Here is a 24,362-nt window from a genome sequence, read left to right on the forward strand (position 1 = left end):
ATTTAAATAATGGATATAAACCAGCTCAAAGAAAGAATGGATATCTTTGTAAGCTCGTCTGTTGTCAGCACAAAAGCCGCTGATATAACGACATTAGCTTTTATGAATCTGCAGTCACACTTGAAAAAGGATGCCATAGACCGGGCGGAAATGCTTTTCACCCATTTGCCGACAGCTCTGACGAGAATTGAAAAGGGTGAACAGGTGGAGGCTCCTCATCCTGCCCTGCTGGAGGAAGTCAAACAGTCACCGGAAGCATCCACAGCATTGAAGGAAATCGATTTTATACAGCAGCAATGGAAGAATCAGCTCCCCCAAGAGGAAATCGATTTTCTGCTCATACATTACACAAATGTACTGCAAATCAACAAAGGAGGAATTTAATATGAAAATTGTAGTTGGCGGACAGGTGGATAAAAAAGAGATTGAGAGCTTAATAAAGGAGATTGACAGCAGCATAACAACGATGGTCAAATCCGATCTGGAAGCAGCAATGGCCGTTAAGACAGGACAGGCAGATTATTATGTAGGAGCCTGCCACACAGGAGGCGGCGGTGCTTTAGCCATGGCGATTGCCCTTCTCGGCAAGCCAAACTGCGAGACGGTTTCTATGCCGGGGAAAAAGCCTGTTGAGGAGAAAATTGTAACCGCTGTCAGCGAAGGGAAGAAAGCATTTGGTTTTACAGCTGACCACAAAGAAGCTGCAGTGCCTATGATTATCAAAGCGTTAAAAAATAAAAGCTAATCCATTTTAATTAAGGGGGAAAAAGAAATGGAAATGACATTAATTATCCTGATTGGTGCCGTTGCTGCTGTCTTGGCCAATATGAACATTGCCGTTTTTAATGATGGGCTCCGTCCAATTGTCTCTGAACACGTGGAAGGGCGGATGACGAGAAGGGACCTGGCCTTTACTGCCTTTGCGATGAGTTTCGGACTTGTAATCGGATTTGGAATACCTTTTACACTCTCGGCCAGTATCATTCTCGTTCACAGTATCCTGCTGGGAACAGATATTATCGGATTGCTGACGCCGAAAAATAAATGGGGAACACCGCTTGCGGCAGTAATTGGCGGTGCTTATGGGGCAGGGCTGTTAATCGGGCTCGAAGGCTTTGTAAAGCTGTTCGATTACCTGCCGCTTAATTTCCTTGAAGCGATGGGAGCGGTTGGAACACCGGTTGTCGTTACCTTTATGGCATTCCCGGCGCTTGCGGTTGCCATGCAGTTCAGCGTGAAAAAAGGGGTCATTACGTTTATCGTATCCGCTTTAATCCGTCAGCTGGCTGTCTGGCTGAATGAAAGCGGAGTTCTGACGATTTCAGGCACGACAGTAACACTGAACCAGGAAGGAATGGCCCTTATTACAGGAATGATCTTCCTGCTTGTTTTTGCCATGAAGGAAAAAGCTGAAGAAGGCTCCTCCATCGATCTTGCTGCTGTATTTAGTGACAAAGTGGCTAAAATCAGAAAAAATGTTGTGTTCTTTATGATCATTGGCGGTCTCATTGCCGCTGCTACGAATCTATGGATCATGGCAGGAGATCCTATCTCTCTAAATCTATTAGCAGAGGGTAAATCAACAGATGCCGGAATTGCTGCGGCTGCCCGTGCGCTCGGCTTTATTCCGCTTGTCGCCAGTACAGCGATCGCAACAGGCGTATACAGCCCAGTCGGATTCACACTTATCTTCGTCGTCGGATTTTTCTCCCCGAATGTTTGGGTAGCCTTAATCGGCGGTGTCATTATTATTTTCATTGAAGTTATGCTATTAAGCTCAATTGCGAGATTCCTTGATAAATATCCCGGTGTCCGTAATTCCGGGGAAAATATCCGCAGTGCGATGACCAAGCTTCTGGAAGTAGCACTATTAATCGGCGGAGCGAACGCTGCCAATGCGATTGCACCAGGGTTCGGATTCTTCTTCATTGCCGGATTCTATCTGCTGAATGAAGCGGCAGGACGCCCGATTGTCCGCATTGCGGTCGGCCCTGTGGGTGCCATTGCAGTCGGAATCATTGCCAATATCCTGGTTGCAATTGGAATCATGAACATACCTCAGTAAAAAAAACAAATAGAACGGAGCGGACAGCCATGATACAAACCGTACTTGGAAAAATTGCTCCGGAAGAATTGGGGATTTGCTCAGCTCACGAGCATCTCTCCATTGATCTTTCGCGGGTAAAAAAAGATCCGGATACGATTCTGGATGATGAACAGGGCATGCGTGAGGAACTGGAGGATTTTTTCCGCCTCGGCGGAAGGTCAATGGTGGAAGTGACGAATGACGGCATGGGCCGGGATGCTCTTGTGCTAAAAAGGCTGAGCGAGGCGACAGGAGTTCACCTTATTACATGCACAGGCTTTTATAAAGATCCTTATATCCCGGATTTTGCCGACGGATGGAAAGCGGAACAGTTTGCACAGCATTTTATCAAAGAAGCAAAGGAAGGGATTGATGATACAGGCATACTTCCGGGTGTCATCGGGGAAGTGGGCACAAGCAAAAATGAAATGAAGCCGATCGAACGTGAGCTGTTAATTGGTGCAGCTATGGCTGGTATAGAAACCGGCCTTCCGGTGACAACCCATACAACACTCGGAACACTCGGGCTTGAACAGGTAGAGCTGCTGATGAAGCATGGTCTGCCGGCTGATCAGATCATCATTGGCCATCAGGACCTCAACCCGAATAAAGACGAAGTTCTCGCTGTTTTGGAAACAGGAGCCTATATCGCATTTGATACGATTGGGAAAAATAATTACCGTCCAGATGAAGAAAGAGCAGACTTTCTTATGGATTTTATAAACCGCGGATATGAAAAGCAAATTCTCCTTTCAGCAGACTTAACCCGCAAATCGCATTGGAAGAAGCACGGAGGCCCGGGCTACGGTCTTGTGCTTGAGACGTTTATTCCAAAATTGAAGAAATCCGGAGTGCCGGAAAGCATCCTTCATCAATTTTTGACCGTTAATCCATCCAGAGCTTTTTCAATAAGGGAGCGATCATAGTGTCCACATACAACCGAGCCCAATTAAAGTACGCAAATTCAATTTTGCCAAGCTTATCCATACAGGAAGCACAGGAAAAACAATTCAAACTGGTCGACAGAATGAGCCGCCACTTCAAAGGCAGGCAATTTCTATCAATGGGAGACCTTGGAGTTTCTCCAACCTATAAGCGTCCGGAACAGACGTATCTTGTGGAAAGAGTTCTGGCTGATTTCTTTGAAACAGAAGACTGTGCCCTTGTCAGGGGAGCCGGAACCGGCGCAATCCGCAATATTCTTAGCATGCTTCTGTCTCCTGGAGATGAAATGTTCATTCACACGGCCCCTGTTTATACGACGACAAAGGAAACGTTAAGAATCTTAGGCATCAAAACAGTCCAGGCAGATTACAACCATCTTGAGGAAATAAGAACGGCCATCAGGACTAATCAAAATCCTAAAGTTTTCTATATTCAGCATGCCCGCCAGCAGCCTGCAGATCATTACCAATTGGCCGAAGTCATCAAAGCTGTGAAGGAAGAGCGCCCGGATCTTCCAATTGTCGTGGATGACAATTATTGCGCGTTGAAGACAAAGGGAATTGGCGTGGAACTAGGGGCGGATTACTCCACCTTTTCCGGATTCAAGCTTCTCGGGCCGGAAGGAATTGCCGTCATTGCCGGCAAAAAAGACGCCATCGAACGGGTGCATCACTATAACTACTCGGGCGGCGGCCAGGTTCAGGGCTACGAAGCCATGGAGCTGTTAAGAATGATGACCTTCGCGCCTGTCTCGCTGGCTATTCAGAACGAGCAGGTGGAAGAGCTCTGCCGCCGTCTGAATGAAGGGGCAGTGAACGGAATTTTCGCCGCTTACATGACAAATGCCCAATCCAAGAACGTCATTGTAGAGCTCGAAGATCCGATTGCCCAAAGCGTGATCAGCATCAGTGATGAGCATGGGGCGGCCACCCATCCGGTTGGGGCAGAATCAAAATATGAAATCATTCCGATGATTTACCGTGTTTCCGGCAGCTTTTTGGAAGCACAGCCTGAGCTGAAGGATTATGGGCTGCGCATCAATCCGATGAAATCAGGAGCGAACACGATCATCGGCATTCTCGAAAAAGTGATACCTCTTGCAAAAGAAGTGCAGCATCATCGTTGATACCCGTAAATAAAGGGGGAAACTTCCATGTTTTTAGATGTAACAAAGCGCAGAAATCCTAAGCTGATTCAATCGGGTGTCACCTTGCATCAAAGCGGTCAGATACCCCCGAATACGTATGTGATTGACCTCGATATACTCGGAGAGAATGTTGCAGCTATGGCGGAAACGGCAAAAAACCATGACTTTACGCTTTATTTCATGAGCAAGCAGCTTGGAAGACTTCCAATTATAGGTCAGTTTATTGCAGAGCATGGCATCGAAAAGGCGGTTGCTGTTGAATTCGACGAAGCCAAAACACTGGCAGAAGGCGGCGTGAAAATGGGAAACGTCGGGCACCTGGTCCAGCCAGGAAAAAATCAGTGGCAGGAAGTGCTGTCATGGAATCCTGAGGTCATTACCCTATTTTCCCTTGCACGTGCCAGACAGCTTTCCGATGCGGCTGTTCAGACAGGAAAGGTGCAGGATGTACTTCTAAGGATGTATGCAGAAGACGATATGATATATCCCGGACAGCAGGGAGGCTTTCAATTGGAAAAGCTGGATGAAGAGCTTCACGAACTGGCCGGACTTCCCGGGATTAACATAGCAGGCGTCACGACCTTCCCGAACTTTCAGCTATCTGAAGATAAGAAAAGTATGGAACCGACTCCTAACCTTACAACCCTTTTAAAAGCAAAAGAGGCTCTGGAAGAAAAGGGCATTGCAGTAAAACAGGTAAACGGCCCAAGTGCGACCAGCTGTGAAACCATACCGTTCCTGGCAGAACAAGGTGTAACACATGGAGAACCGGGACATGCCCTTACCGGAACGACCCCGCTGCATGCATACCGGGATCTCCCCGAGAAACCGGCCATTGTATATGTAACGGAAGTGTCCCACCAGGATCAGGAGAATTATTATGTCATCGGCGGCGGCTACTACGGTCGCTCCAATCTAACAGGGTGTCTGGTCGGAAATGATGAAAAAAACATATTGAACCAGTATGTAAAAGCAATCGAACCGGCTCCTGAAGCGATTGATTACTATGGTGCGATTGAAAAGCCGGACAGCTTTCAGATATCTGAAGGCGATACAGCTGTTTTCTCTTTCCGCACCCAGGTGTTCGTCACAAGGGCCCATATTGCCCTGGTAAAAGGAATTCAAAGCGGAAAGCCGGAACTGGTTCACTTTGAGAGGAAGTGGTAAGGATGGCAAAAGCAATTCTGCTGGTGATTGACAGCTTTGGAATCGGCGCAATGGAGGATTGCCGAAAGTTCAGCCCTTCTGACTGCAGGGCCAATACCTATAAGCATATCCGGGAATCTGCTGCTTTTTTAGAAATACCAACTCTATATAGGCTTGGGCTGGGAGCGCTTGTGGATGGGAAGGAAGCCCCTGCCAATGCTTACGGCTTCTCGGCATTGGCCCATCACGGGGCAGACACATACCTCGGGCATCAGGAAATTGCAGGGAGCTGCCCGAAGCGCTCAAATAAAAGACTGATGAAAGATATTCATCCAGATCTGGCCAAGGCATTAACGGAAGCAGGCTATGTGGTTGAATACCCATGGAAAGACCGGCCGGTGCTATTAGTGAATAGTGCCTGTGTGATCGGGGATAATCTCGAATCTTCATTGGGAAACATCATCAATTTAACTGCTGATTTTAATAAAATGCCTTTCCAGGAATTAAAGGAAGTCGGGAAAATTGTCCGCCAGAATGTAGACACCAGCCGTGTTATTGCATTTGGAGGACCCTATACAACCATTGAACATATCCTGTCAGTTGTCCATGAAAAAAATCCAGGCCAATGTGGAGTGGATGCCCCAAAGGCCAAGGTGTACGGCAAAGGCTATGAAGTCTATCACATGGGCTACGGCGTAAACATAGACGGACAATTTCCGATGATCGCTGCCCGGCACGGCCTTAAAGTCCACCGGATTGGCAAAACGGCAGATGTTTTACATGGCGAAGGACCTGCAGAACCAATTGTCGATACGGAAAAAGTATTACAAGCTTTAGAGAGTACTTATTTAGAAGAAAAAGAGGATGCCGCATTTCTGGTAAATGTACAGGAAACCGATTTGGCAGGCCATGCCGAAGATACAGAATGGTATGCGAGCCTGCTCAATACAACCGATCAGTGGCTCGCGGAATTCCTGCCCAAGATGGAAGAGGACGACCTGCTCATGATCATGGCCGACCATGGCAACGACCCGACCATCGGCCACTCCAACCATACGAGGGAATACGTCCCGATCCTCGTTGCCGGTAAGCGGGTAAAACCGGTTAACATCGGGAAGCGCAATTCGATGGCTGATGTTGGGGCGACATTCAGCGAGTTTTTTGGACTGCCTGCTACTGAGGAGGGCGAGAGTTTTTTGGGAAAGATTATAGATTAATGGGGACAAAGGGACAAGTGCTCGTCCCTCCCTAAAAACGGGGGTATTTATACCTTGAACACAATTTCAAATACTTAACATAAAGAAGGTTTCTTCCAACAAATTAGTAATCTAGAAGTTTTCCGCATTTAAGAACATGTTTTGGTAAAGCCCCTATTATATTTCTAATATAGGGCCATCTCTCCATGGATGTCCTCCCAGGGGGCCGTTGTTATAAGTAGGAAGATGATATCCTTGTTCCGGAGTTAATTCTTGGAATCCGGAAAGGGCAACCAAATCCTTACGAATAAAAAACGCATTGACTCCCCTCAAATCAGTTCCTAATAAAGCATACCCTAATTTCTTTGCAAGTTCCGAAAGAGAAGTTAAACTGGCTCCATAATAAGATGTTCCATCCCAAACAAAATTTGGATTATATGGTATCACCATTTTTTGAGGCGGAGGATAAGATGCATTATATTCTATGACTACTATTCGTGGTTTATATTCTATCAAAGCATTCCAAGCCCAGTAATCGTTACCATCGATATCAATCGACAATAAGTCAAATTCTGCAGGAACATAATTATGTTTGAATATTGATGAAATATTATCTTTCGTCACAAATTGATGTACTGTTTTTACAAACTTATGGTTGGAAAAGTTAGCCTTTAACCTTTTATAATTTTCTTCATGCCCTTCGATCATAAGACCTGACCAATTATTGAATAAGGATAGATAGGCGGTGTTGCATTCTGATCCATCTTGTACGCCAATTTCCACAAAATATTTATTTGTTGTCCCTATTCGTAAAAATAGCTCTTCAATGATTCCATCTTCCCCATTCTGAGATCTTACCTTCTTTTCATAAGAATTGATACTACCCCGCATTTGGATCACCTTCCTGATAATTTAATTACAATCACACTTAACCATATAAATGCGTGCAGTGATACTATGTTAATGTTGGTTTCTTATGACAAATAACCATTTTTCAATGAATCATATTCTCGTTCCGATACACAAGCATGCAAAAACATGGTGAATATATAGTATTCGGGGACATAATGAATAGATTAAACTTTTCGGCAAAAAGAAGAGAGTTTGGGTATCCAAGAGGTACCCAACTTTTTGTGTGCGCCTGGCATTGGGCTAAAACTTAATTGTGAAAGCCCACTACAAGCTTGGTAGTAGGAACTGTTAGCCTGGTAAGGGTGTTCACTGTTAGGAAGAATCTGAAGGAATCCGTGGCAAAATCCCTAAACGAAGGACATAAATTGTCCCGTAAGAGAAATTAAACCATTTGACCGAGTTTTCAAACGGGTTTATAGGGAAACTAGAAAAGGTGATTATTATCTTATTTAAAGGAGGGAAGTCTAGCTCGAAGCACCAGCATAATACATAAAGAGGAGTGTCCAAATGAAATACATAAAATGGATTACAGCCGCTGTCGCAATGGTATTTGTGCTGAGCTTCAGCCAGCCGAAAGCAGAGGCAGCTGTTTTAAAGAGTGGCTCAGCAGGCCCGGAAGTTACATATATTCAATCAGCATTACAAAAGCTTGGTTATTTTAATACAGACCATACAGGGTATTATGGAACGGTAACAGAGAATGCAGTAAGAAACTTTCAGTATGACTTCGGTTTAGCCGCTGATGGCATAGTGGGAGTTAACACGGCAGAAATGCTTCGAAATGTGGACATGCTGGCTCATGTCGTTTATGGGGAAGCGCGCGGGGAAAGCTATGAAGGCCAAGTGGCAGTTGCCGCTGTCATTCTCAATCGCATGGAGTCGAATGAATTTCCTGATACATTCTCCAATGTGATTTTCCAAAAGAATGCCATTACAGCTGTGAATGATGGGCAGTACTGGCTGCAGCCTGATGCTACAGCTTATCAGGCAGTAAGAGATGCCTTTGATGGATGGGACCCTACCGGCGGTGCCGTCTATTATTACAATCCTTATACCGCTTCGGATCAATGGATATTTACTAGAACAGTCATTAAACAAATCGGCAGTCACAATTTTGCCTATTAAATTGGGGCACCTTACCTGTACAAGCGGGAAAAGGTGTCTTATTTGGTTCTGCAGGAAAATCCGAATGCAAATCTGGTAATTTTTATTACAAATATATTAAAATCATCTTAATTTGTAACGGAAATAGAGTTTTACTGACATCTTTCTGTTATCTATTGATGTTAATATGTTCCTATCAAGGGACATAAAGGAGATATCATGAAGAAATTAGTAATCTATCTAATCACAGCTGTTTTTCTATCGTTTGGATTTTCCAATGTCACTTCAGCCGCAGGAAATACGCATACAGTAAAAAAGGGAGATACGCTTTGGGCCATCTCTAAAAAACATAACGTTACCGTAAAGCAAATCAAATCATGGAATAAATTATCTTCAGATACAATTAAACCAAAGCAAGTGCTTAAAGTTACCGGAGCTTCAGCGAAAGCTGCAGCACTTAAAAAGACAGCTGTAAAGGCTGCATCAAAGAAAGCTTATAAAGAAATTAAAGTGAAAGCGACTGCCTATACTGCCAGCTGCAAGGGCTGCAGCGGCATTACCTATACAGGAATTAATCTGAAAAAGAACCCGAATGCCAAGGTTATTTCAGTCGATCCGAAAGTCATCCCATTAGGCTCTAAAGTTTACGTTCCAGGATATGGGGAAGCGATTGCGGGAGATAAAGGATCTTCCGTAAGAGGAAATAAAATTGACGTATTCATCCCGAACAAACAGCGTGCCCTTCAATGGGGCAGCAAGACAGTGACAATCAAAGTATATAAATAATAAAATGAGAGAATCTCCCGAGCGGAGGTTCTTTTTTTGTTTGGGAGATTGCTTTCTTAATAGGTGAACGCTGCAAATAGAATGAGGAACCTGAAATAGACCAGCAAATTTGCAAATAGAGTCAAAAATCCTGCAAATAGACACCGAACGTCTGCAAATAGATCCAGCAAAATTGCAAAACTGTGTGGGAGACTCTCTTTTTGTAAGGGAGAATTCTAGGTTAATTGTGAACGCCGCAAATAGAATCAGCGAACCTGCAAATAGACCAGCAAATATGCAAATAAAACCAACATCCTGCAAATAGACACCGAACTTCTGCAAATAGATCCAGCAAACCTGCAAATAGAACCCCTATCCCCGCGCTAAAAGCAAAAACCCATCCCTATCAGGAATGGGCACTCTATTAAAGATAACGAACAAAATCCTCAACAGGCAGCGGTTTGCTGAATATAAACCCCTGCACATACTGGCATTGCGTGCGCTTAAGGAACTCGAGCTGGTTTTGTGTTTCGACTCCCTCTGCAATGACGTCGATTCCAAGCCGTTCGGATAAGAAAATAAGGGATTCGACAAGGATGGCATGGTTTTTATTTGTTTCAATCTCTTTTATAAAGGATCGATCTATTTTAAGAGTATCAATCTGGAAGTCTTTTATATGTGTTAAGGACGAAAACCCTGTACCAAAGTCATCGAGTGCAATCCGGATTCCAAGCTTTCTTAGCTCCTGGATAATGGAATTGACTCTTTCTTCATTATAGAGAAAATGTGTTTCGGTGATTTCCAGCTCAAGCAGGGCAGGCGGAATTTGAAGAATTTCCAATGTGCGCGTAATATAGTTGACCAAGTCATATTTCAAAAAGCGCTGTGGTGAGATGTTAATGGAAATTGGCACAACTGGAAGGCCTTCATTCATCCATAATTTCAGCTGGACGCATGCTTGTTTGAGGACCCAGTCGCCGATATCCAGAATTAGCCCCGTTTTTTCAGCAATAGAAATAAATTCCCCTGGTGGCAAGAGTCCGAGCTCGGGGTGCTGCCAGCGGATGAGGGCCTCGGCGCCAATCATTCTGCCGCTTTGAATATCCATTTTAGGCTGATAATGCAGAATGAATTCTTCTTTATTTAAAGCCTTCTGCAGTCCGCTTTCAATTTCAAATACTCTTTTCGTTTTCTGATCATTATTTTTTGTATAAACTTGAATGCTGCGTCCACCGGCTTCCTTGCCCCGATGCAGAGCGGCATGCGCATTTTTGATCAAATCAATATGGGTATCTCCATCTTCAGGGAACGTACTGATTCCAATGGAAGCCTGGAGTGGAATTTCGTACGAATCGATTCGAAAAGGCTTGCTTAGTTTGCTTAGTATTTCTTCTGCACCTTGAAGGGATCCATCTTTTGAATGAATCGGATAAATGATCATGAATTCATCACCGGCAATTCGGGAAACAAAGCAGCCTTTTTCCTGAAAGTACCTAAACCGGATTGCCACTTGGATGAGCACCTCATCCGCAAGTGTATGTCCGAGAATATCATTGATATATTTAAAACGGTCAATACCTATATAAAAAATGGCGAATTTTTCGCTTTTCAATAAAAGTCTTTGGATTTCCTTCTCTGCCAGCCTTCTCAGCGGAAGGTTCGTCAGTGAATCGTGATAGCTTATATGCTGAACCTTGTGCAGCAAAATTTTATGATCGTTAATATCCGTAATAATTCCATTAAGGCGGATTAAATTCTGATGCTCATCCAGTGTTGGAATTGTTTGATCACTCACCCACTTCAGAGAGCCATCTGGAAGGGTAATGCGGTATTCATGCCGTATCTGTTTTCCTTCTGAAAGCAGTGACTGGCTCAATTCATATTTTTCAAGGTCCTGTTTGAATACAAGGTCTTTCCAAGTCACTTTACCTGTCAGGAAGTCGGCATTTTCTCTGCCTGTTATTTTCCGGATGCCTTCAGAACAAACTGTAAATCTTTGCGCGCCTATATCGAAAGCCCATATTCCCGCGTCAATGCTTTCTAGGATCTTCTTTTTTCGCTCTTTAAGCTCTGACAATTCACGCTGGAGTTCATCATTATGAAATTCTAATAAGGCTGTCTGCTGTTCAGGAACATGAAGAGTCAGATAGGCTCCTGAAATATTACTTCCATTGAAGGCGGGGGTGAAGGTGGCCTGAATATCTGCAATTTGACCTGCTTGAATGCCAAAAAAGCTGCCCCGCTGTGCTTTTCCTTCCATAATGGTTCGCTGGAAACACATTTTAATTGAATCCCTGTCACTATGAATGAAGTAGTTGGTAAATGGCTCTTTTCTATCTTCCATATATCCGAACAAAATCTGAGAAGCTTCATTGCCATAGATTATTTTTCCCTCTTTCTCTATTAAAAAAGCGGCGTCGGAATAATCATTGTAGATGGCTTTAAAGGAATCTATGTTCTCTTGCTGAGTATTGCCGTGATTTTTTGAAGGAACGATAGAAAAGAGACCTGAACTTTTCCTCTTCCTGATTTTCATATATCTTCTCCTTTTTTTCGGAGTTCGTAATATTCTTAGTGAAAGGGTACTATGATTACCCAATATTTACAATTATAACAACAAAAGTTTATTTATTGAGATTTGTCTGAAAAATATTTCTAGTCCAAAAAGAGTGGTAATACTCTCTTTTGAAGGTCTTATTCCTCATTATGATACATGATTATTTTCTCATTTTTACCTATTTACTCAATTTTTACAAATATCAGATTGTACGCTAAAAAGAAGAGTGATTTACTAGAGTGGTAGTGTGTGTAAACGCTTTAAAATATGGATATAGGAGAGGATTACATGATAGAGAAGCAGCGCATAAAGTTCATTAGCTTTATGAGTATTTTTGCATTTATTCTTAGTCTATTCAGTCCCTTTGCCGTGGCAAGTGCACAAGAAGTAAAGTCTGTGGCAGAAGCGATTGCGGATAATAATGGAACAGCAACGGTTGAAGGATATATTGTGGGAACGACCGCAAATGGGCCGAAATATACCCATACCGGCCCATTTGACGTATATACAAATTTAGCCATTGCCGATTCCCCAAGTGAAACAGACCCCAGTAAAATACTGCCGGTTCAATTGCCTAATAATTCTATCAGGACAGAACTGAATTTAAAGGACAACCCGGATCACCTCGGGAAAAAGGTCCAAATTACAGGCTCTCTTGAAGCGTACTTTACAGTGCCGGGTTTAAAAAGCCCAACAGCATACACATTTGTAGAAGATACTGGCACACCACAGGTTTCAGCGGTTATAGCTTCCCCTGAGGCGGGTCCTGTTAAAGCTGGAACAGCAGTTGAACTATCGACCTCCACTGATGGTGCAGTAATCCATTATACAGTTGATGGATCAGAACCGACTGCTGAAAGCACAGTATATTCCGATCCGATCATTATTAATGAAGAGACAACGATTAAAGCGATAGCTGTCAAAGATGGCTTAACAGGCAGCAAATTGTCTGTATTTCAGTACATGATTGGACTGGAAGATAAGCGCATTCATGATATTCAAGGTGCAGGACACTATTCCCAATATGCGAACCAGCAGGTTTCAAATGTTGAAGGAATTGTCACTAAGGTAGTGGACAGCAGCAATTTCTACATGCAGGATCAGCAGCCTGACAATGATGAAAATACATCTGAAGGTATCCTCGTTTATAAAAAGGGCCACGGTCTATCTGCAGGGGATGTGGTATCCGTTTCAGGCCAGGTGAAAGAGTGGGTGCTTGATGGCTATTCAGACAAGCTGAAAACAGATCTTCCAGTAACAGAAATCAATGCAGCATCGATTGAGATCATTGCTTCCGGTCAGGAACTTCCTTCTCCGGTCGTTATTAACAAAGAAAATCTTCCGACTGAAATTATTGATAATGATGAACTCAAAGAATTTGATCCAGAGCAGGATGGGATCGATTTTTACGAAAGCCTGGAAGGCATGCTGGTTCAAGTGGACAACGCTAAAGTAGTTGCCCCGCAAAAATACGGTGAGCTTGTAGTTATTCCTGGAGATGTGGATACAAACACAGCGGCAGGCGGACTGCGGATTTCAGAAAACGATTTTAACCCGGAGCGAATCACGCTTGATATTAACGATGAAGATTTTGTTGCCAAAATGGGTGACAGCTTCAAAGGCAGCATCCAGGGTGTTGTCAGCTACGGCTTCAGTAACTATAAAGTGTTGAGTGATGCAGACGCATTGCCTGAATTCGTTGAAGGCTCTGCAGTAAGAGAAGAAACCAGCATTACATCAGAAGAAGACAAATTAACCATAGCCTCCTATAATGTTGAAAACTTCTCAACCAAAACGGATGCGGAAAAGGTTACGAGATTAGCAGAAGCGATCACAGATAAAATGAAACAGCCGGATATCATTGGCCTGACAGAAGTTCAGGATAACGACGGACCAACTGATAGCGGCACCACAGCAGCAGATCAAAGTGCAGCATTGTTAATTGAAAAAATTAAAGAGCTTGGCGGACCGGCCTACACCTACACAGATATCGCACCGGAAGATAAACAGGATGGCGGCCAGCCGGGAGGAAATATCCGTGTCGGCTTCCTTTACAACGCTGAACGGGTAACTTTAACTCAAGGTGAAAAAGGCTCTGCGACAGATGCAGTTGATTTTGAAAACGGCAAACTGACGCTAAACCCAGGGCGTATTGATCCAACAAACGAAGCCTTTGAAGATAGCCGCAAAGCATTGGCAGCCCAGTTCGAATTCCAGGGCGAAAGCGTTATTGTTGTAGCGAACCATTTTAACTCGAAAGGCGGAGATCTTCCATTATTCGGAAAAGAGCAGCCGCCAGTCTTAAGCAGTGAAATCCAGCGCATGAAAATCGCTAACGTTGTGAACGGATTTGTAAAGGATATCAAAGCGGAAGACCCTGATGCCAACATCGTCCTGCTTGGCGACTTTAACGATTTTGAGTTCTCCAATCCTTTACAGGCACTAAAGGGCGAAGAACTGACTAATATGATTGAAAAAGTTCCGGCAGAAGAGCGATACACCTATACGTACCAGGGAAATGCTCAGGTGCTCGATCATATTTTAGTATCCAATAATCTGGCAAAGAAAACAGAAGTTGATATTCTTCACATCAACTCAGGCTTCATGGAAGAGCACGGCCGCGCAAGTGACCATGACCCTGTCCTGATTCAGACAAGCTTAAAACCGGCAGTAAAACCGGAAGAGCCTAAATATGATCATGTTTTCAATCTGGTAAACTACCATGCGAAGAAATTCGTAGTAGGGCCACATAATGCATTAGTTGTGATGGATGGCACCTCCAGCCTTTCGCAAGGATTATGGCTGAAGAAATCAGCGACAGTTAAAGGCGAAGGCCTGAAAAAAACAAGAGTGGTCATCAGCTCCGCCAACAAAGGGGCAGTTGTGGATCTAACAGGATCAGAAATTAAAGAAGTGATGATCGAAAGTGACAAAGTCGTGGAAATCCGCGGCGCTGAAAATGTGCAGAAATGGACACTTGGGAAAAAGGCTGATCCATCTCATATTATTTTCAAAGATTCTGATGGGGAAGTAATGGACCCTCCTTATGAGGAAGAAGGAGCGGCATAACAATTGAAGCCGGAGTGCAGCAGCTCCGGCTTTCAATCTCTTTGAACAACAATTGAAAGGAGCATTTTTTATGAAATTACCTATTAAAGTATTATCTACAGTAGCCTTAACAGCAGCATTAACCATCTCGGCAGCCGCTCCGGCAGGCCTGGTTTCAGCAAATGAGACTTCAGCTTCAGATTTCACGCTTTCGTTAATGCATACCAATGACACACATGCCAATATGGACAGCGCCGCAAAGAAAGTGACGGCGGTAAAGGAAGTAAGAGAAGCAAAGCCGGATGCCCTGCTGGTGGATGCAGGAGATGTTTTTTCCGGAACTTTATATTTTAATAAATTCCTTGGACAGGCTGACCTTGAATTTATGAATCTCATGGGCTATGACATTATGACCTTCGGAAATCATGAGTTCGATTTGGGTTCAAGTGCGGAAGGACATAAAGCACTGGCTGACTTTGTAAAAGGTGCACAATTCTCATTCGTCAGTTCAAACGTAAAACTTTTCTGAGGATGCAAACCTGCAGGGATTGTTCAGTGATCTTATATCGAGTGAACCTGCTGATGGAAAAATATATAACGGCATCATCAAAGAAATTAACGGTGAAAAGGTAGGATTCTTTGGATTAACTACAGCTGAAACAGCCAGCATTTCCAGTCCGGGTAAGGTAACATTCGAGGATTATCTTGAAGAAGCAGAAAAAGCAGTAAAAACTTTCGAGGGCATGGGTATTAATAAAATCGTGGCTGTAACACATATTGGCTATGATGATAACCCGAATGTGGATAATGACTTAAACCTGGCTGCTCAAGTAGATGGAATTGATGTGATTGTGGGCGGACACAGCCATACGCAATTAAATGCCCCGGTGGTTGTGGCAGCAGACGAAACAGGAGCGGCAAAGGATCCTACGGTTATAGTACAAGCCGGCCAGTACAATAATTATCTCGGAACGCTGGATGTACAATTTGACGAGACAGGAAAAGTAACTGGGCATGCAGGCCAGCTTATTAAAGTAGCGGATAAAGCAGAGGATCCTGAGGCTGCAGCGCTGCTTGAAAAGTACTCCTCCCAGATAGAGGAACTAAAGAACACGGAAATCGGAGCAGAAACGCTGGCTGCCCTTGAGAATCCGCGTATAAGCGGAGACAGCACAGAGCCAAGTGTACGGAAAAATGAAACAGCTCTAGGAAACCTGATTACAGACGGCATGCTCGCAAAAGCAAAGCAGTATGACAGCAATGTCATCATGGCACTCCAAAATGGAGGCGGCATTCGTGCAGGTATTGACGCAGGGCCAATCACTGTTGGCGAAGTAATCACGGTTCTTCCATTTGGCAATACATTAGCCACTATGGAGGTAACGGGAGCTGAATTAAAAGAGGCCTTTGAAATCAGCGTAGGACTATATCCTGCAGAAAATGGCGGCTTCCTGCACGTGTCAGGTGCAAAAGTAAAATTCGATTCGACTAAACCTGCCGGTGAGCGGATTGTTTCGATTGAATATAAAAATGAACAGGGCACTTACACTGAAATCCAGGACAATCAAACCTACACAATCGCTACAAATGCTTTTACAGCTAAAGGCGGAGATGGATATACAGTCTTCGCAAAAGCTTACCAGGAGGGCAGAGTAACAGATCTTGGACTTTCCGATTGGGAAAACTTCGCGGATCACCTATCCAGCCTGGGCACCATCAAACCGGCGGTGGAAGGCCGTATCATAGACGTTGACAGCCTTCCTCCAGTAACAGAGCTTGATTTTGAAAAGAAATATAATCTTACTGATGATAAAAAGAAGAAATTGGTAGTGAACAAAGTTTCCTTTATTAATGTAGAAAAATCCGCAGAAATCAAAAATGGCATCTGGCTCAAAAATTCTGCTGTATTGCAGGGGGATGGCCTTAAGAATGTGAGTGTTCGTGTAACACCAAAGAAAGAGCCAATCATCGTAGACTTTAGCGGTGCAGAAGTGAAAGAAGTCATTATTGAGAAAAGTGATTTAGTGGAGCTTCGAGGAGCAGAGAATATTAAAAAGCTTACTATTAAATAAGCAGTAATTTGAAAGTTTATTAGACGCCGGCCCTTTGTGGCCGGTATTTTACTGTTGTATTGGGGTTCAATACTCTGTTAAACCAAGTGGGAAAGGTAATAAATAAAAAGCGTAAATTTCATATTGACAGTCATTTTCGAAAAGTCTATTATTATGTTAACGCTAACATAATATTTCATTCAAAAGTATTTTTTTTAACACAAAAATGTTAACGTTAACATTTTTGAAAAGAGTAAGAAGGATGATGCTGGTGACTCGAAGTTCAAATTTAATAGAAGTCGCAAAAGCTGCCGGAGTCTCTAACATGACCGTATCCAGAGTCATCAATAATAGCGGAAGTGTTTCAGAGAAAACCAGGCAGAAAGTATTAAAGGCAATAAAAGAGCTTAATTATCAGCCCAATTTAATTGCCAGAAGTCTTGCAAGGAAAAAAACGAACATCCTTGGGCTTGTCGTATACACCGAAAAAGGTGTCCACCCGGCTTTTTACAATGAAATTATTAACGGTGTTCAGAAGGGTGCATCTGAATTAGGGTATGATCTGCTGGTTTTTGCAAATCGTGAAGATCAATCCTACAGTGACCGGATTACTCATTCGAGCTTTGTTGACGGTGTGATATTCATGGGGGTAAAGATTAATCAGCATGATATCAGGAATGTACATGAAAAAGGGTTTCCTTATGTCTTTATTGGAAAGAGGGAGATTGAAGGAATCCAGCCTTATTTCATATCGCCTGATTATGTGAAAGGTACAAGGATGGCAACTGAACACTTAATAGAGCTGGGTCATACGAAAATCGGATTCATAGGACAATCAAGAATCATTGAACCTGACTATGATAAATTGCTCGGATACCAGGAAGCTCTGTATAAGCACCATGTTGTCTATAATCCTCAGCTTGTGTTTGAAGAAAGCCAGACACAACTGGATGGCTATAACGCCATGAAAGAATTACTGAAGCAAAAGCCCACAGCTGTGATAATTAACAACACGTATGCAACGATTGGGGCAACAACTGCCATTAAGGAAGCAGGCCTTCAGATTCCGGAAGATATCTCTGTTATTGGATTTGATGATAACCAGGAGCTGAATGAACAGTTTAATGACTTTATTGGGCTGGAGCTTTCCACTATCCGAATCCCTAAGGTAGAGCTGGGAAAAGAGGCAGCTAAGATGGCCATTTCTTTACTGGAAGGAAATGAAACGCCTAAGGCCAATTTTATCGATCTTCACTTTATGAAAAATAGTTCTTGTAAAAAATTATAAATTCATATTTTTTGAGGAGGATTAAGATGTTAAGAAAAAGTAAAATGTCTTTGTTGTTCGCATTCGTCCTTATTTTATCCCTGTTTGTAAGCGCTTGCGGTGGATCTGAGACCGGGGGCGGTGAAGATGGAAAAGTCGAACTCCGCTTCATCCTTAATAATGACAGCCCGACTCTTGTAGAACAAATTAAGGAATTTGAAAAAGAAAATCCCGACATTAAAGTAAATGTTGAAAAGATACCTTTAGATCAATTCTTTGAAAAAATCGAAACAATGATTGCTGGAGGCAGAACACCTGACTTATTATACACTCCAGTACTTGCAACTCAGCGATATGCCAATATGGATCTGCTTCTGGATGTTTCAGGCGATCTTAAGGATGAGAAGGATGATTTTCTCCCTTCTGCTCTTGTAAGTGTAAAGAATGGAGATAAAGTAGTGGGGGTTCCTCATTTTACAGACAGCATTGCCGTTTTCTATAATAAAGATCTTTTTGAAAAAGCTGGCGTGAAAGTACCTGAATCTATTGAAACGACATGGAACTGGGAAGAATTCGCTGCAGCTGCGGAAAAAGTAAAAAGTGCCAACAACTTAAAATATGGTGTCAGCACAGGAAGTGATGTATCACAATTCCTGCCATTCCTTTATCAAAATAAGGGAACTGTCTTAAGTGAAGACCAAAAATCTGCCGGAATCAATTCTGATTCCTCCATTGAGTCCATCGAATTTTTCAAATCATTATTTGATAAAGGTCTGGCTTCCAAAGAGTCCTTTATCGGGTCAGAAAAATCAGATGAGCTATTCAAGCAGGGACAGCTTCCAATGGTTATCACTTTCTCTGGACTGATCAATTCATTTGAAAAAGATATTCAAGGGTTTGAATATGGCGTGACATACCTGCCGAAAAAAGAAGTAACAGCTACGAAGCTGGGCGGGGCAAATATTGTTTCCTTTAATGAGACAAAGCATCCAAAAGAAGCAGTCAAACTGATGAAATATTTAACTAGCGAAGAGAAAATGGCTGAGTTTGCTGCAAAAGAAGGAGTCGTTCCTACCCGGACGAGTGCACAGGAATCTGTGGATTATGGAGCTATTGACGAAGGGATGCAAACCATTATTAACGAGATTAATAGTGTTCCTGAATTTGCAGTCAAAGATTTTTCAATTCCTGAATACTTAGGCTATAAATCCATTCTGACGAGCGAAATGCAATCGGTGATCTTAGGCGAAAAGTCTCCGCAAGAAGCTGCTGAATCTATGGAAAAGCAAATAAACAATTCGGTGCTAAAAAAATAATGAAGGATGGAGGGGCAGCATCCCCTCCTTTCTAATTCCAGGGGTGATATTACATGGATTTGGTCAAGTCAATAGAAGTGAAAGAGGGACGCAATCATCTGGCGGCAAAACGATATAAATGGAAACAAAAATTAACTCCGATTGGATTTATGTCACCTGTTCTTCTTATTTTCTCCCTATTTTTATTCTTCCCGGTTTTATTTGCTTTCTTTATGAGCTTCCACCAATGGGGAATGATTGGAACGCCCGAATTTGTAGGCGTTGAAAACTATGTGCGTCTATTCAAAGATCCGCTTTTCTGGATTTCGATTAAGAACACTCTAATCTTCTCTCTTTCTGTTCCTTTAAAGGTGGCCATTGCTTTATTTATTGCGGTGCTTTTGAATCAGAAGATAAGGGGTTTAGGATTTTACCGGGCTGCCTTTTTCTTCCCGGTCGTTCTTTCCATGGTTGTCGTCGGATTGGTGTGGCAATGGATGTTCAGTCCAAGCTACGGATTTATCAACTATGTATTAGAAAAGCTTGGCTTGCCTCTTCAGAACATGTTGATTGATTCAGATCAGGCCATGATTGTCCTGATTATCGTAAGTATCTGGAAAGGACTGGGGAGCAACCTGCTGTTATTTCTTGCCGGTTTACAGGCCATTCCGAGCAGTGTATATGAAGCTGCCGAGATCGATGGCGCTAATTCCTGGCAGAAGTTTTGGCATATTACCGTACAGCTCCTGAAGCCTACAACACTATTTGTACTCATCATTACGTTAATCGGTTCATTTAAAATATTTGATCTGGCGTATGTCATAACAGGCGGCGGACCTGGCACGAGCACAATGGTTCTTGTTCATTATATTTATCAGGAGGCATTCCAGCGATTTGATATGGGGTATGCATCTGCGGCAGCATATGTATTCTTTATCATTCTATTTATTTTAACGCTGGTTCAAATGAGAGTGTTTAAATCCGACAGTGAATTCTAGGAGGGACCTTCTATGAGCAATAAAAGCAGAGAAATGTTAAAGCGAATACCTTTATATGCATTTTTGATATTAGGTTCAATTGGGATGCTTGTTCCATTTGTCTGGATGATTTCAAGTGCTTTGAAGCCCAATAATGAAATCTTTACAAGTCCTCCTACATTCCTGCCCAAGGATGCAAATTGGGGGAATTTTATAGCAGCATGGAACTCGGGAGACTTCACTCAATATTTTATTAACACGTCGATTATATCGGTATTAACAACAGTCATTACCTTATTTATCTGTTCTTTGGCGGGCTACACGTTTGCGAAATTTAACTTTATGGGAAAGAAACTGCTCTTTCTGTTATTCCTGGGAACGATGATGATTCCCATGCAAGTCATTATGATTCCGATCTTTCTGATGATGTCAAAAATCGGTTTATTAAATTCTTATTGGTCTGTTATCCTGCCACTGGTGGCAAACGCTTATGGGGTTTTCCTGATGAGGCAGTTTATGAGCACCATTCCAACTGAGCTGATGGAAGCAGCCCGAATTGACGGATGCTCGGAATTCCGGATTTTCTGGCAGATTATTTTGCCTTTAACAAAACCGGCACTGGTCACCTTGGGAATCTTAACGTTTCTTGGAGCCTGGAATGAATTTTTATGGCCATTAATTATGCTGGATTCACCGGATATGATGACGCTTCAAGTCGCCTTAACTCAGTTCCAGGGACAGTATGAGGTGAAATGGAATCTTTTAATGGCGGCATCTGCCTTATCCATGATTCCGATTGCTTTAATCTTTATTGTTTTTCAGCGTTATTTAGTAGAAGGAATCGCATCATCAGGGGTAAAGGGATAGGAGGAATTGGAGATGGAAATGTATACTCAGGTAAAAAATATAGAGATTTCAAAACAGGCAGATGTGATTGTAGCTGGCGGCGGCCCTGCCGGGATTGCGGCTGCCATTGCATCAGCAAGGCAGGGAGCAGATACCATCCTGCTTGAACGCAACGGGTTTTTAGGAGGAATGGGCTCCGCTGCACTTGTAAATCCGTTTATGAGTTTTTCTTCAGGGAAAACCCAGCTGGTGAAAGGCATCTTTCAGGAAATGATTGATCGTCTGAAGGAGGCGGGAGCATTTGGAGGAGGAGGGCATGCCTGGTCCTTTGATCCTGAAGTTTATAAATATGTACTGAATGAAATGGCTCTCGAAAGCGGGGTCCGGCTTCAATTCCATTCTTTTGTGGTGGATGCGGTGACAGAGGGGACTCTGATTTCAGGGTTAATTATTGAAAGCAAATCAGGACGCCAGCTGTTAAAAGCAAAAACATTCATTGATTGTACAGGGGATGGTGACCTGGCAGCGAGAGCAGGAGCGGAATTCAAGATTGGACGTGAGTCTGATGGCCAGTGTCAGCCTGCAAGCATTATGTTCAAAATGGGCGGAGTCACAAACCGGAAAAAAGCTTGTGAGTATGCAGTTGAAGATGAAAGGCTTCCACAGGGAAGGGTATTATTTTTTAAGATGCCCCGTGAAGGAGAGGTCATGATTAATATGACCCGCATCGTCAACGTGGATGCCCTGGATGTGGATGATTTAACGAGAGCTGAAATCGAAGGCAGAAAGCAAGTCAAAGAGATTGTTGAATATATGCAGGAAAACGTGGAAGGGTTTGAAAACTCTTACCTGGTTACGACAGGTCCGCAAATTGGCATTCGCGAATCACGCCGGATTATGGGTGAATATGTTTTAACTGCTGAGGACGTACTGGAATGCCGAAAGTTTGATGATGCTATTGCTTCCTGCTCCTATATGATTGATATTCATAATCCAACAGGGGCCGGGACTGAGAAGGTGATTCTGCCGAAGGGTCAATGGTATGACATTCCTTACCGCTGCCTGCTTCCAAAGGATTTCGATAACCTTCTGGTAGCGGGGAGATGCATTTCTTCTACACATGAAGCACATTCCTCCCTCCGTATTCAGCCGACATGCTATGCAATGGGCCAGGCAGCAGGCATGGCCGCAGCACTGTCTGTCGAGAAGGGCATCCATCCTAAAGCACTTAATGCGGATGAGTTAAGAAGAAATCTATTAAAAGAGAATTGTTTTATCCGGGAAAGAATTTCATCAAACTGACTTATTTGTCAGGATGTGTGAAGGCGGGAAAAAGTCATGAAAAAAACATGGTGGAAAGAAACGGTGGTCTATCAGGTGTATTGGAGAAGTTTCTACGACTCCAATGGAGACGGGATCGGCGATCTGGAAGGCCTTCTGTTAAAGCTGCATTACATTAAAGATCTTGGGGCAGACGTCATCTGGCTGAATCCTATGTATCAATCTCCTGACAAAGATAATGGGTATGATATTTCGGATTATTATGGGGTAATGGAAAAGGCAGGGGATATGCAAACTGTCGAGCGGCTAATCACAGAAGTTCATAACCTTGGTATGAAAATAATAATGGACTTAGTCGTTAATCATACGTCTGATCAGCATCCATGGTTTCTGGAGTCCAGGTCTTCGAAGGATAACCCAAAAAGAGACTGGTATATCTGGAAAGATGCTAAAGATGGAAAAGAGCCAAACAATTGGCGCTCCTACTTTGCCCCCTCACCCTGGACATGGGATAAGAAAACGGGTCAATATTACTTCCATTCTTTTGCTGCAGAACAGCCTGACCTGAACTGGGAAAATCGCAAAGTGCGCGAAGAAATCTACAGAATCATGCGTTTTTGGCTTGATAAAGGAATAGACGGATTCCGTATGGATGTTATTAATCTGCTGGCAAAACAGAAAGACTATAGAGATGCGGCTAACCCGTATGACCTCTCCTACTTAGGTAATAATCCGGGCATACATGAATACCTGCAGGAAATGAACCGTGAAGTCCTTAAGCATTATGACATTATGACTGTGGGGGAAATCCCATTTGTCACCCCTGAAGATGGCTTATTATACGTTGGGGAAGATCGAAATGAACTTCATACCTTATTCCATTTTCAGGTGGCTGATGATATGCCATCCTGGGATATGCTTCGATACAAGGAAATTCAGAAGCAGTGGTATGAGGGCTTAAAGGGGAAAGGCTGGAACTCGCAGTTTTTAAATAACCACGATCATACCCGGCAGGTGACCAGATATGGAAATGATGGTGAATACCGGGCAGAATCGGCTAAATTACTCGGTACGCTAGTTCATACCATGCCGGGAACTCCCTATATTTTTCAAGGAGAAGAAATAGGAATGACCGGTGTATGTTTCGAAGATATCTCAGACTACCGCGATATCGCTATGAAAAATAAGTACAATGAGCTGGTTGGACGGGGAGAAGATCCTGTTCAGGTCCTTAAAGATCTGCAGCCTCTAAGCAGAGACAACTCACGAACACCTGTACAGTGGGATGACAGCGAAAACGCCGGTTTCACAAGCGGTATGCCATGGATAAAAGTAAACCCGAATTACAAAGAGATCAATGTAAAAAGGGAGCTTGAAACTCAGGATTCTGTCTTCCATTATTATAAAAAGCTGATTGCATTGCGGAAAGAAAATGAAGTCATGGTTTACGGTGATTATGCAGATCTCTCTGATGGCCAGGAAGAATTGTATATCTATACCCGGTCTTTAGGGGAAGTTACATGGCTGATAGTCCTTAATCATAGTGATAGAACAAATGAGGTCAAATTACCGGATATTGCACAGGGTACCGGGAAAGAACTTCTGCTTGGGAATTATGCTGAAATTCCAGAAGGAGATTCTGCAGAGTTGCTAGTTATGCGGCCTTATGAAGCAAGGATTTATAGAATTTTGAACAAGCGGTGAAATGATGAATGAACCTCTTGCATAGTATAAGTTAT

At 43.1% G+C, this 24,362-nt stretch carries 20 protein-coding genes; 18 read left to right on the forward strand and 2 right to left on the reverse strand.

Annotation, left to right across the window (positions count from 1 at the left end; translation table 11 throughout):
- The first annotated feature begins 9 nt into the window (after nucleotides 1–9).
- Genes LLY41_RS02340 through LLY41_RS02370 form a run of 7 tightly spaced genes read left to right on the forward strand, consistent with a single transcriptional unit; the run spans nucleotide 10 to nucleotide 6,541 of the window.
- The gene (locus LLY41_RS02340; RefSeq protein WP_304586793.1) at nucleotides 10–384 is read left to right on the forward strand and encodes a PRD domain-containing protein; all 375 of its coding nucleotides are present in this window, start codon (nucleotides 10–12) and stop codon (nucleotides 382–384) included.
- Between the two features lies 1 nt (nucleotide 385).
- On the forward strand, nucleotides 386–745 hold the full coding sequence (locus LLY41_RS02345; RefSeq protein WP_061792828.1) for a DUF2620 domain-containing protein: 360 nt from the start codon (nucleotides 386–388) through the stop codon (nucleotides 743–745).
- Between the two features lie 27 nt (nucleotides 746–772).
- Nucleotides 773–2,065, forward strand: a complete 1,293-nt coding sequence (locus LLY41_RS02350) for a YhfT family protein (protein ID WP_304586794.1) — start codon at nucleotides 773–775, stop codon at nucleotides 2,063–2,065.
- A gap of 29 nt (nucleotides 2,066–2,094) precedes the next feature.
- The gene (locus LLY41_RS02355; RefSeq protein ID WP_304586795.1) at nucleotides 2,095–3,012 is read left to right on the forward strand and encodes a phosphotriesterase family protein; all 918 of its coding nucleotides are present in this window, start codon (nucleotides 2,095–2,097) and stop codon (nucleotides 3,010–3,012) included.
- Complete coding sequence (locus LLY41_RS02360) at nucleotides 3,012–4,157, forward strand: aminotransferase class V-fold PLP-dependent enzyme (protein ID WP_304586796.1); 1,146 nt, start codon at nucleotides 3,012–3,014, stop codon at nucleotides 4,155–4,157. The genes LLY41_RS02355 and LLY41_RS02360 overlap by 1 nt, the downstream gene beginning before the upstream one ends.
- Nucleotides 4,158–4,184: 27 nt before the next feature.
- On the forward strand, nucleotides 4,185–5,345 hold the full coding sequence (locus tag LLY41_RS02365; RefSeq protein ID WP_304586797.1) for a YhfX family PLP-dependent enzyme: 1,161 nt from the start codon (nucleotides 4,185–4,187) through the stop codon (nucleotides 5,343–5,345).
- Between the two features lie 2 nt (nucleotides 5,346–5,347).
- On the forward strand, nucleotides 5,348–6,541 hold the full coding sequence (locus LLY41_RS02370; RefSeq protein WP_304586798.1) for a phosphopentomutase: 1,194 nt from the start codon (nucleotides 5,348–5,350) through the stop codon (nucleotides 6,539–6,541).
- A 156-nt stretch (nucleotides 6,542–6,697) separates the two neighbouring features.
- Here the strand turns inward: LLY41_RS02370 and LLY41_RS02375 are convergent, their stop codons facing one another.
- Nucleotides 6,698–7,411, reverse strand: a complete 714-nt coding sequence (locus LLY41_RS02375; RefSeq protein ID WP_304586799.1) for a hypothetical protein — start codon at nucleotides 7,409–7,411, stop codon at nucleotides 6,698–6,700.
- A 528-nt stretch (nucleotides 7,412–7,939) separates the two neighbouring features.
- On the opposite strand from LLY41_RS02375, the gene LLY41_RS02380 reads away from it, so the two are divergent.
- Together LLY41_RS02380 and LLY41_RS02385 are read left to right on the forward strand one after the other, a co-directional pair.
- On the forward strand, nucleotides 7,940–8,557 hold the full coding sequence (locus LLY41_RS02380; RefSeq protein ID WP_304586800.1) for a cell wall hydrolase: 618 nt from the start codon (nucleotides 7,940–7,942) through the stop codon (nucleotides 8,555–8,557).
- 198 nt (nucleotides 8,558–8,755) lie between these two features.
- The gene (locus LLY41_RS02385) at nucleotides 8,756–9,322 is read left to right on the forward strand and encodes a LysM peptidoglycan-binding domain-containing protein (RefSeq protein ID WP_304586801.1); all 567 of its coding nucleotides are present in this window, start codon (nucleotides 8,756–8,758) and stop codon (nucleotides 9,320–9,322) included.
- A 403-nt stretch (nucleotides 9,323–9,725) separates the two neighbouring features.
- Here the strand turns inward: LLY41_RS02385 and LLY41_RS02390 are convergent, their stop codons facing one another.
- Complete coding sequence (locus LLY41_RS02390) at nucleotides 9,726–11,837, reverse strand: putative bifunctional diguanylate cyclase/phosphodiesterase (protein WP_304586802.1); 2,112 nt, start codon at nucleotides 11,835–11,837, stop codon at nucleotides 9,726–9,728.
- A 309-nt stretch (nucleotides 11,838–12,146) separates the two neighbouring features.
- Between LLY41_RS02390 and LLY41_RS02395 the strand changes: the two genes are divergently transcribed.
- The 9 genes from LLY41_RS02395 (at nucleotide 12,147) to LLY41_RS02430 (ending at nucleotide 24,327) form a co-directional block, all read left to right on the forward strand.
- Nucleotides 12,147–14,927 carry a DUF8508 domain-containing protein gene (locus LLY41_RS02395; RefSeq protein ID WP_304586803.1) on the forward strand — a complete coding sequence of 927 codons (2,781 nt, stop codon included), beginning with the start codon at nucleotides 12,147–12,149 and terminating at the stop codon, nucleotides 14,925–14,927.
- Nucleotides 14,928–14,997: 70 nt separating this feature from the next.
- Nucleotides 14,998–15,435 (forward strand): metallophosphoesterase, encoded by a 438-nt coding sequence (locus LLY41_RS22370; protein WP_370460196.1) that lies wholly within the window; start codon nucleotides 14,998–15,000, stop codon nucleotides 15,433–15,435.
- 19 nt (nucleotides 15,436–15,454) lie between these two features.
- Nucleotides 15,455–16,978: a bifunctional metallophosphatase/5'-nucleotidase gene (locus LLY41_RS02400; protein ID WP_370460197.1), complete on the forward strand. Its 1,524-nt coding sequence runs from the start codon at nucleotides 15,455–15,457 to the stop codon at nucleotides 16,976–16,978.
- Between the two features lie 241 nt (nucleotides 16,979–17,219).
- Complete coding sequence (locus LLY41_RS02405; RefSeq protein WP_179288961.1) at nucleotides 17,220–18,245, forward strand: LacI family DNA-binding transcriptional regulator; 1,026 nt, start codon at nucleotides 17,220–17,222, stop codon at nucleotides 18,243–18,245.
- A 26-nt stretch (nucleotides 18,246–18,271) separates the two neighbouring features.
- Nucleotides 18,272–19,540, forward strand: a complete 1,269-nt coding sequence (locus LLY41_RS02410) for an ABC transporter substrate-binding protein (protein WP_304586804.1) — start codon at nucleotides 18,272–18,274, stop codon at nucleotides 19,538–19,540.
- A gap of 53 nt (nucleotides 19,541–19,593) precedes the next feature.
- Entirely contained in the window at nucleotides 19,594–20,517 is a 924-nt protein-coding gene (locus tag LLY41_RS02415) for a carbohydrate ABC transporter permease (RefSeq protein WP_197217751.1), read from the forward strand.
- 12 nt (nucleotides 20,518–20,529) lie between these two features.
- Entirely contained in the window at nucleotides 20,530–21,363 is an 834-nt protein-coding gene (locus LLY41_RS02420; protein ID WP_286137188.1) for a carbohydrate ABC transporter permease, read from the forward strand.
- 12 nt (nucleotides 21,364–21,375) lie between these two features.
- Nucleotides 21,376–22,644: an FAD-dependent oxidoreductase gene (locus LLY41_RS02425; protein WP_304586805.1), complete on the forward strand. Its 1,269-nt coding sequence runs from the start codon at nucleotides 21,376–21,378 to the stop codon at nucleotides 22,642–22,644.
- Between the two features lie 36 nt (nucleotides 22,645–22,680).
- Complete coding sequence (locus LLY41_RS02430) at nucleotides 22,681–24,327, forward strand: glycoside hydrolase family 13 protein (protein ID WP_304586806.1); 1,647 nt, start codon at nucleotides 22,681–22,683, stop codon at nucleotides 24,325–24,327.
- Nucleotides 24,328–24,362: the final 35 nt, after the last annotated feature.

It is taken from the genome of Cytobacillus firmus (assembly GCF_023612095.1).
In the GTDB taxonomy this organism is placed as follows: domain Bacteria; phylum Bacillota; class Bacilli; order Bacillales; family Cytobacillaceae; genus Cytobacillus.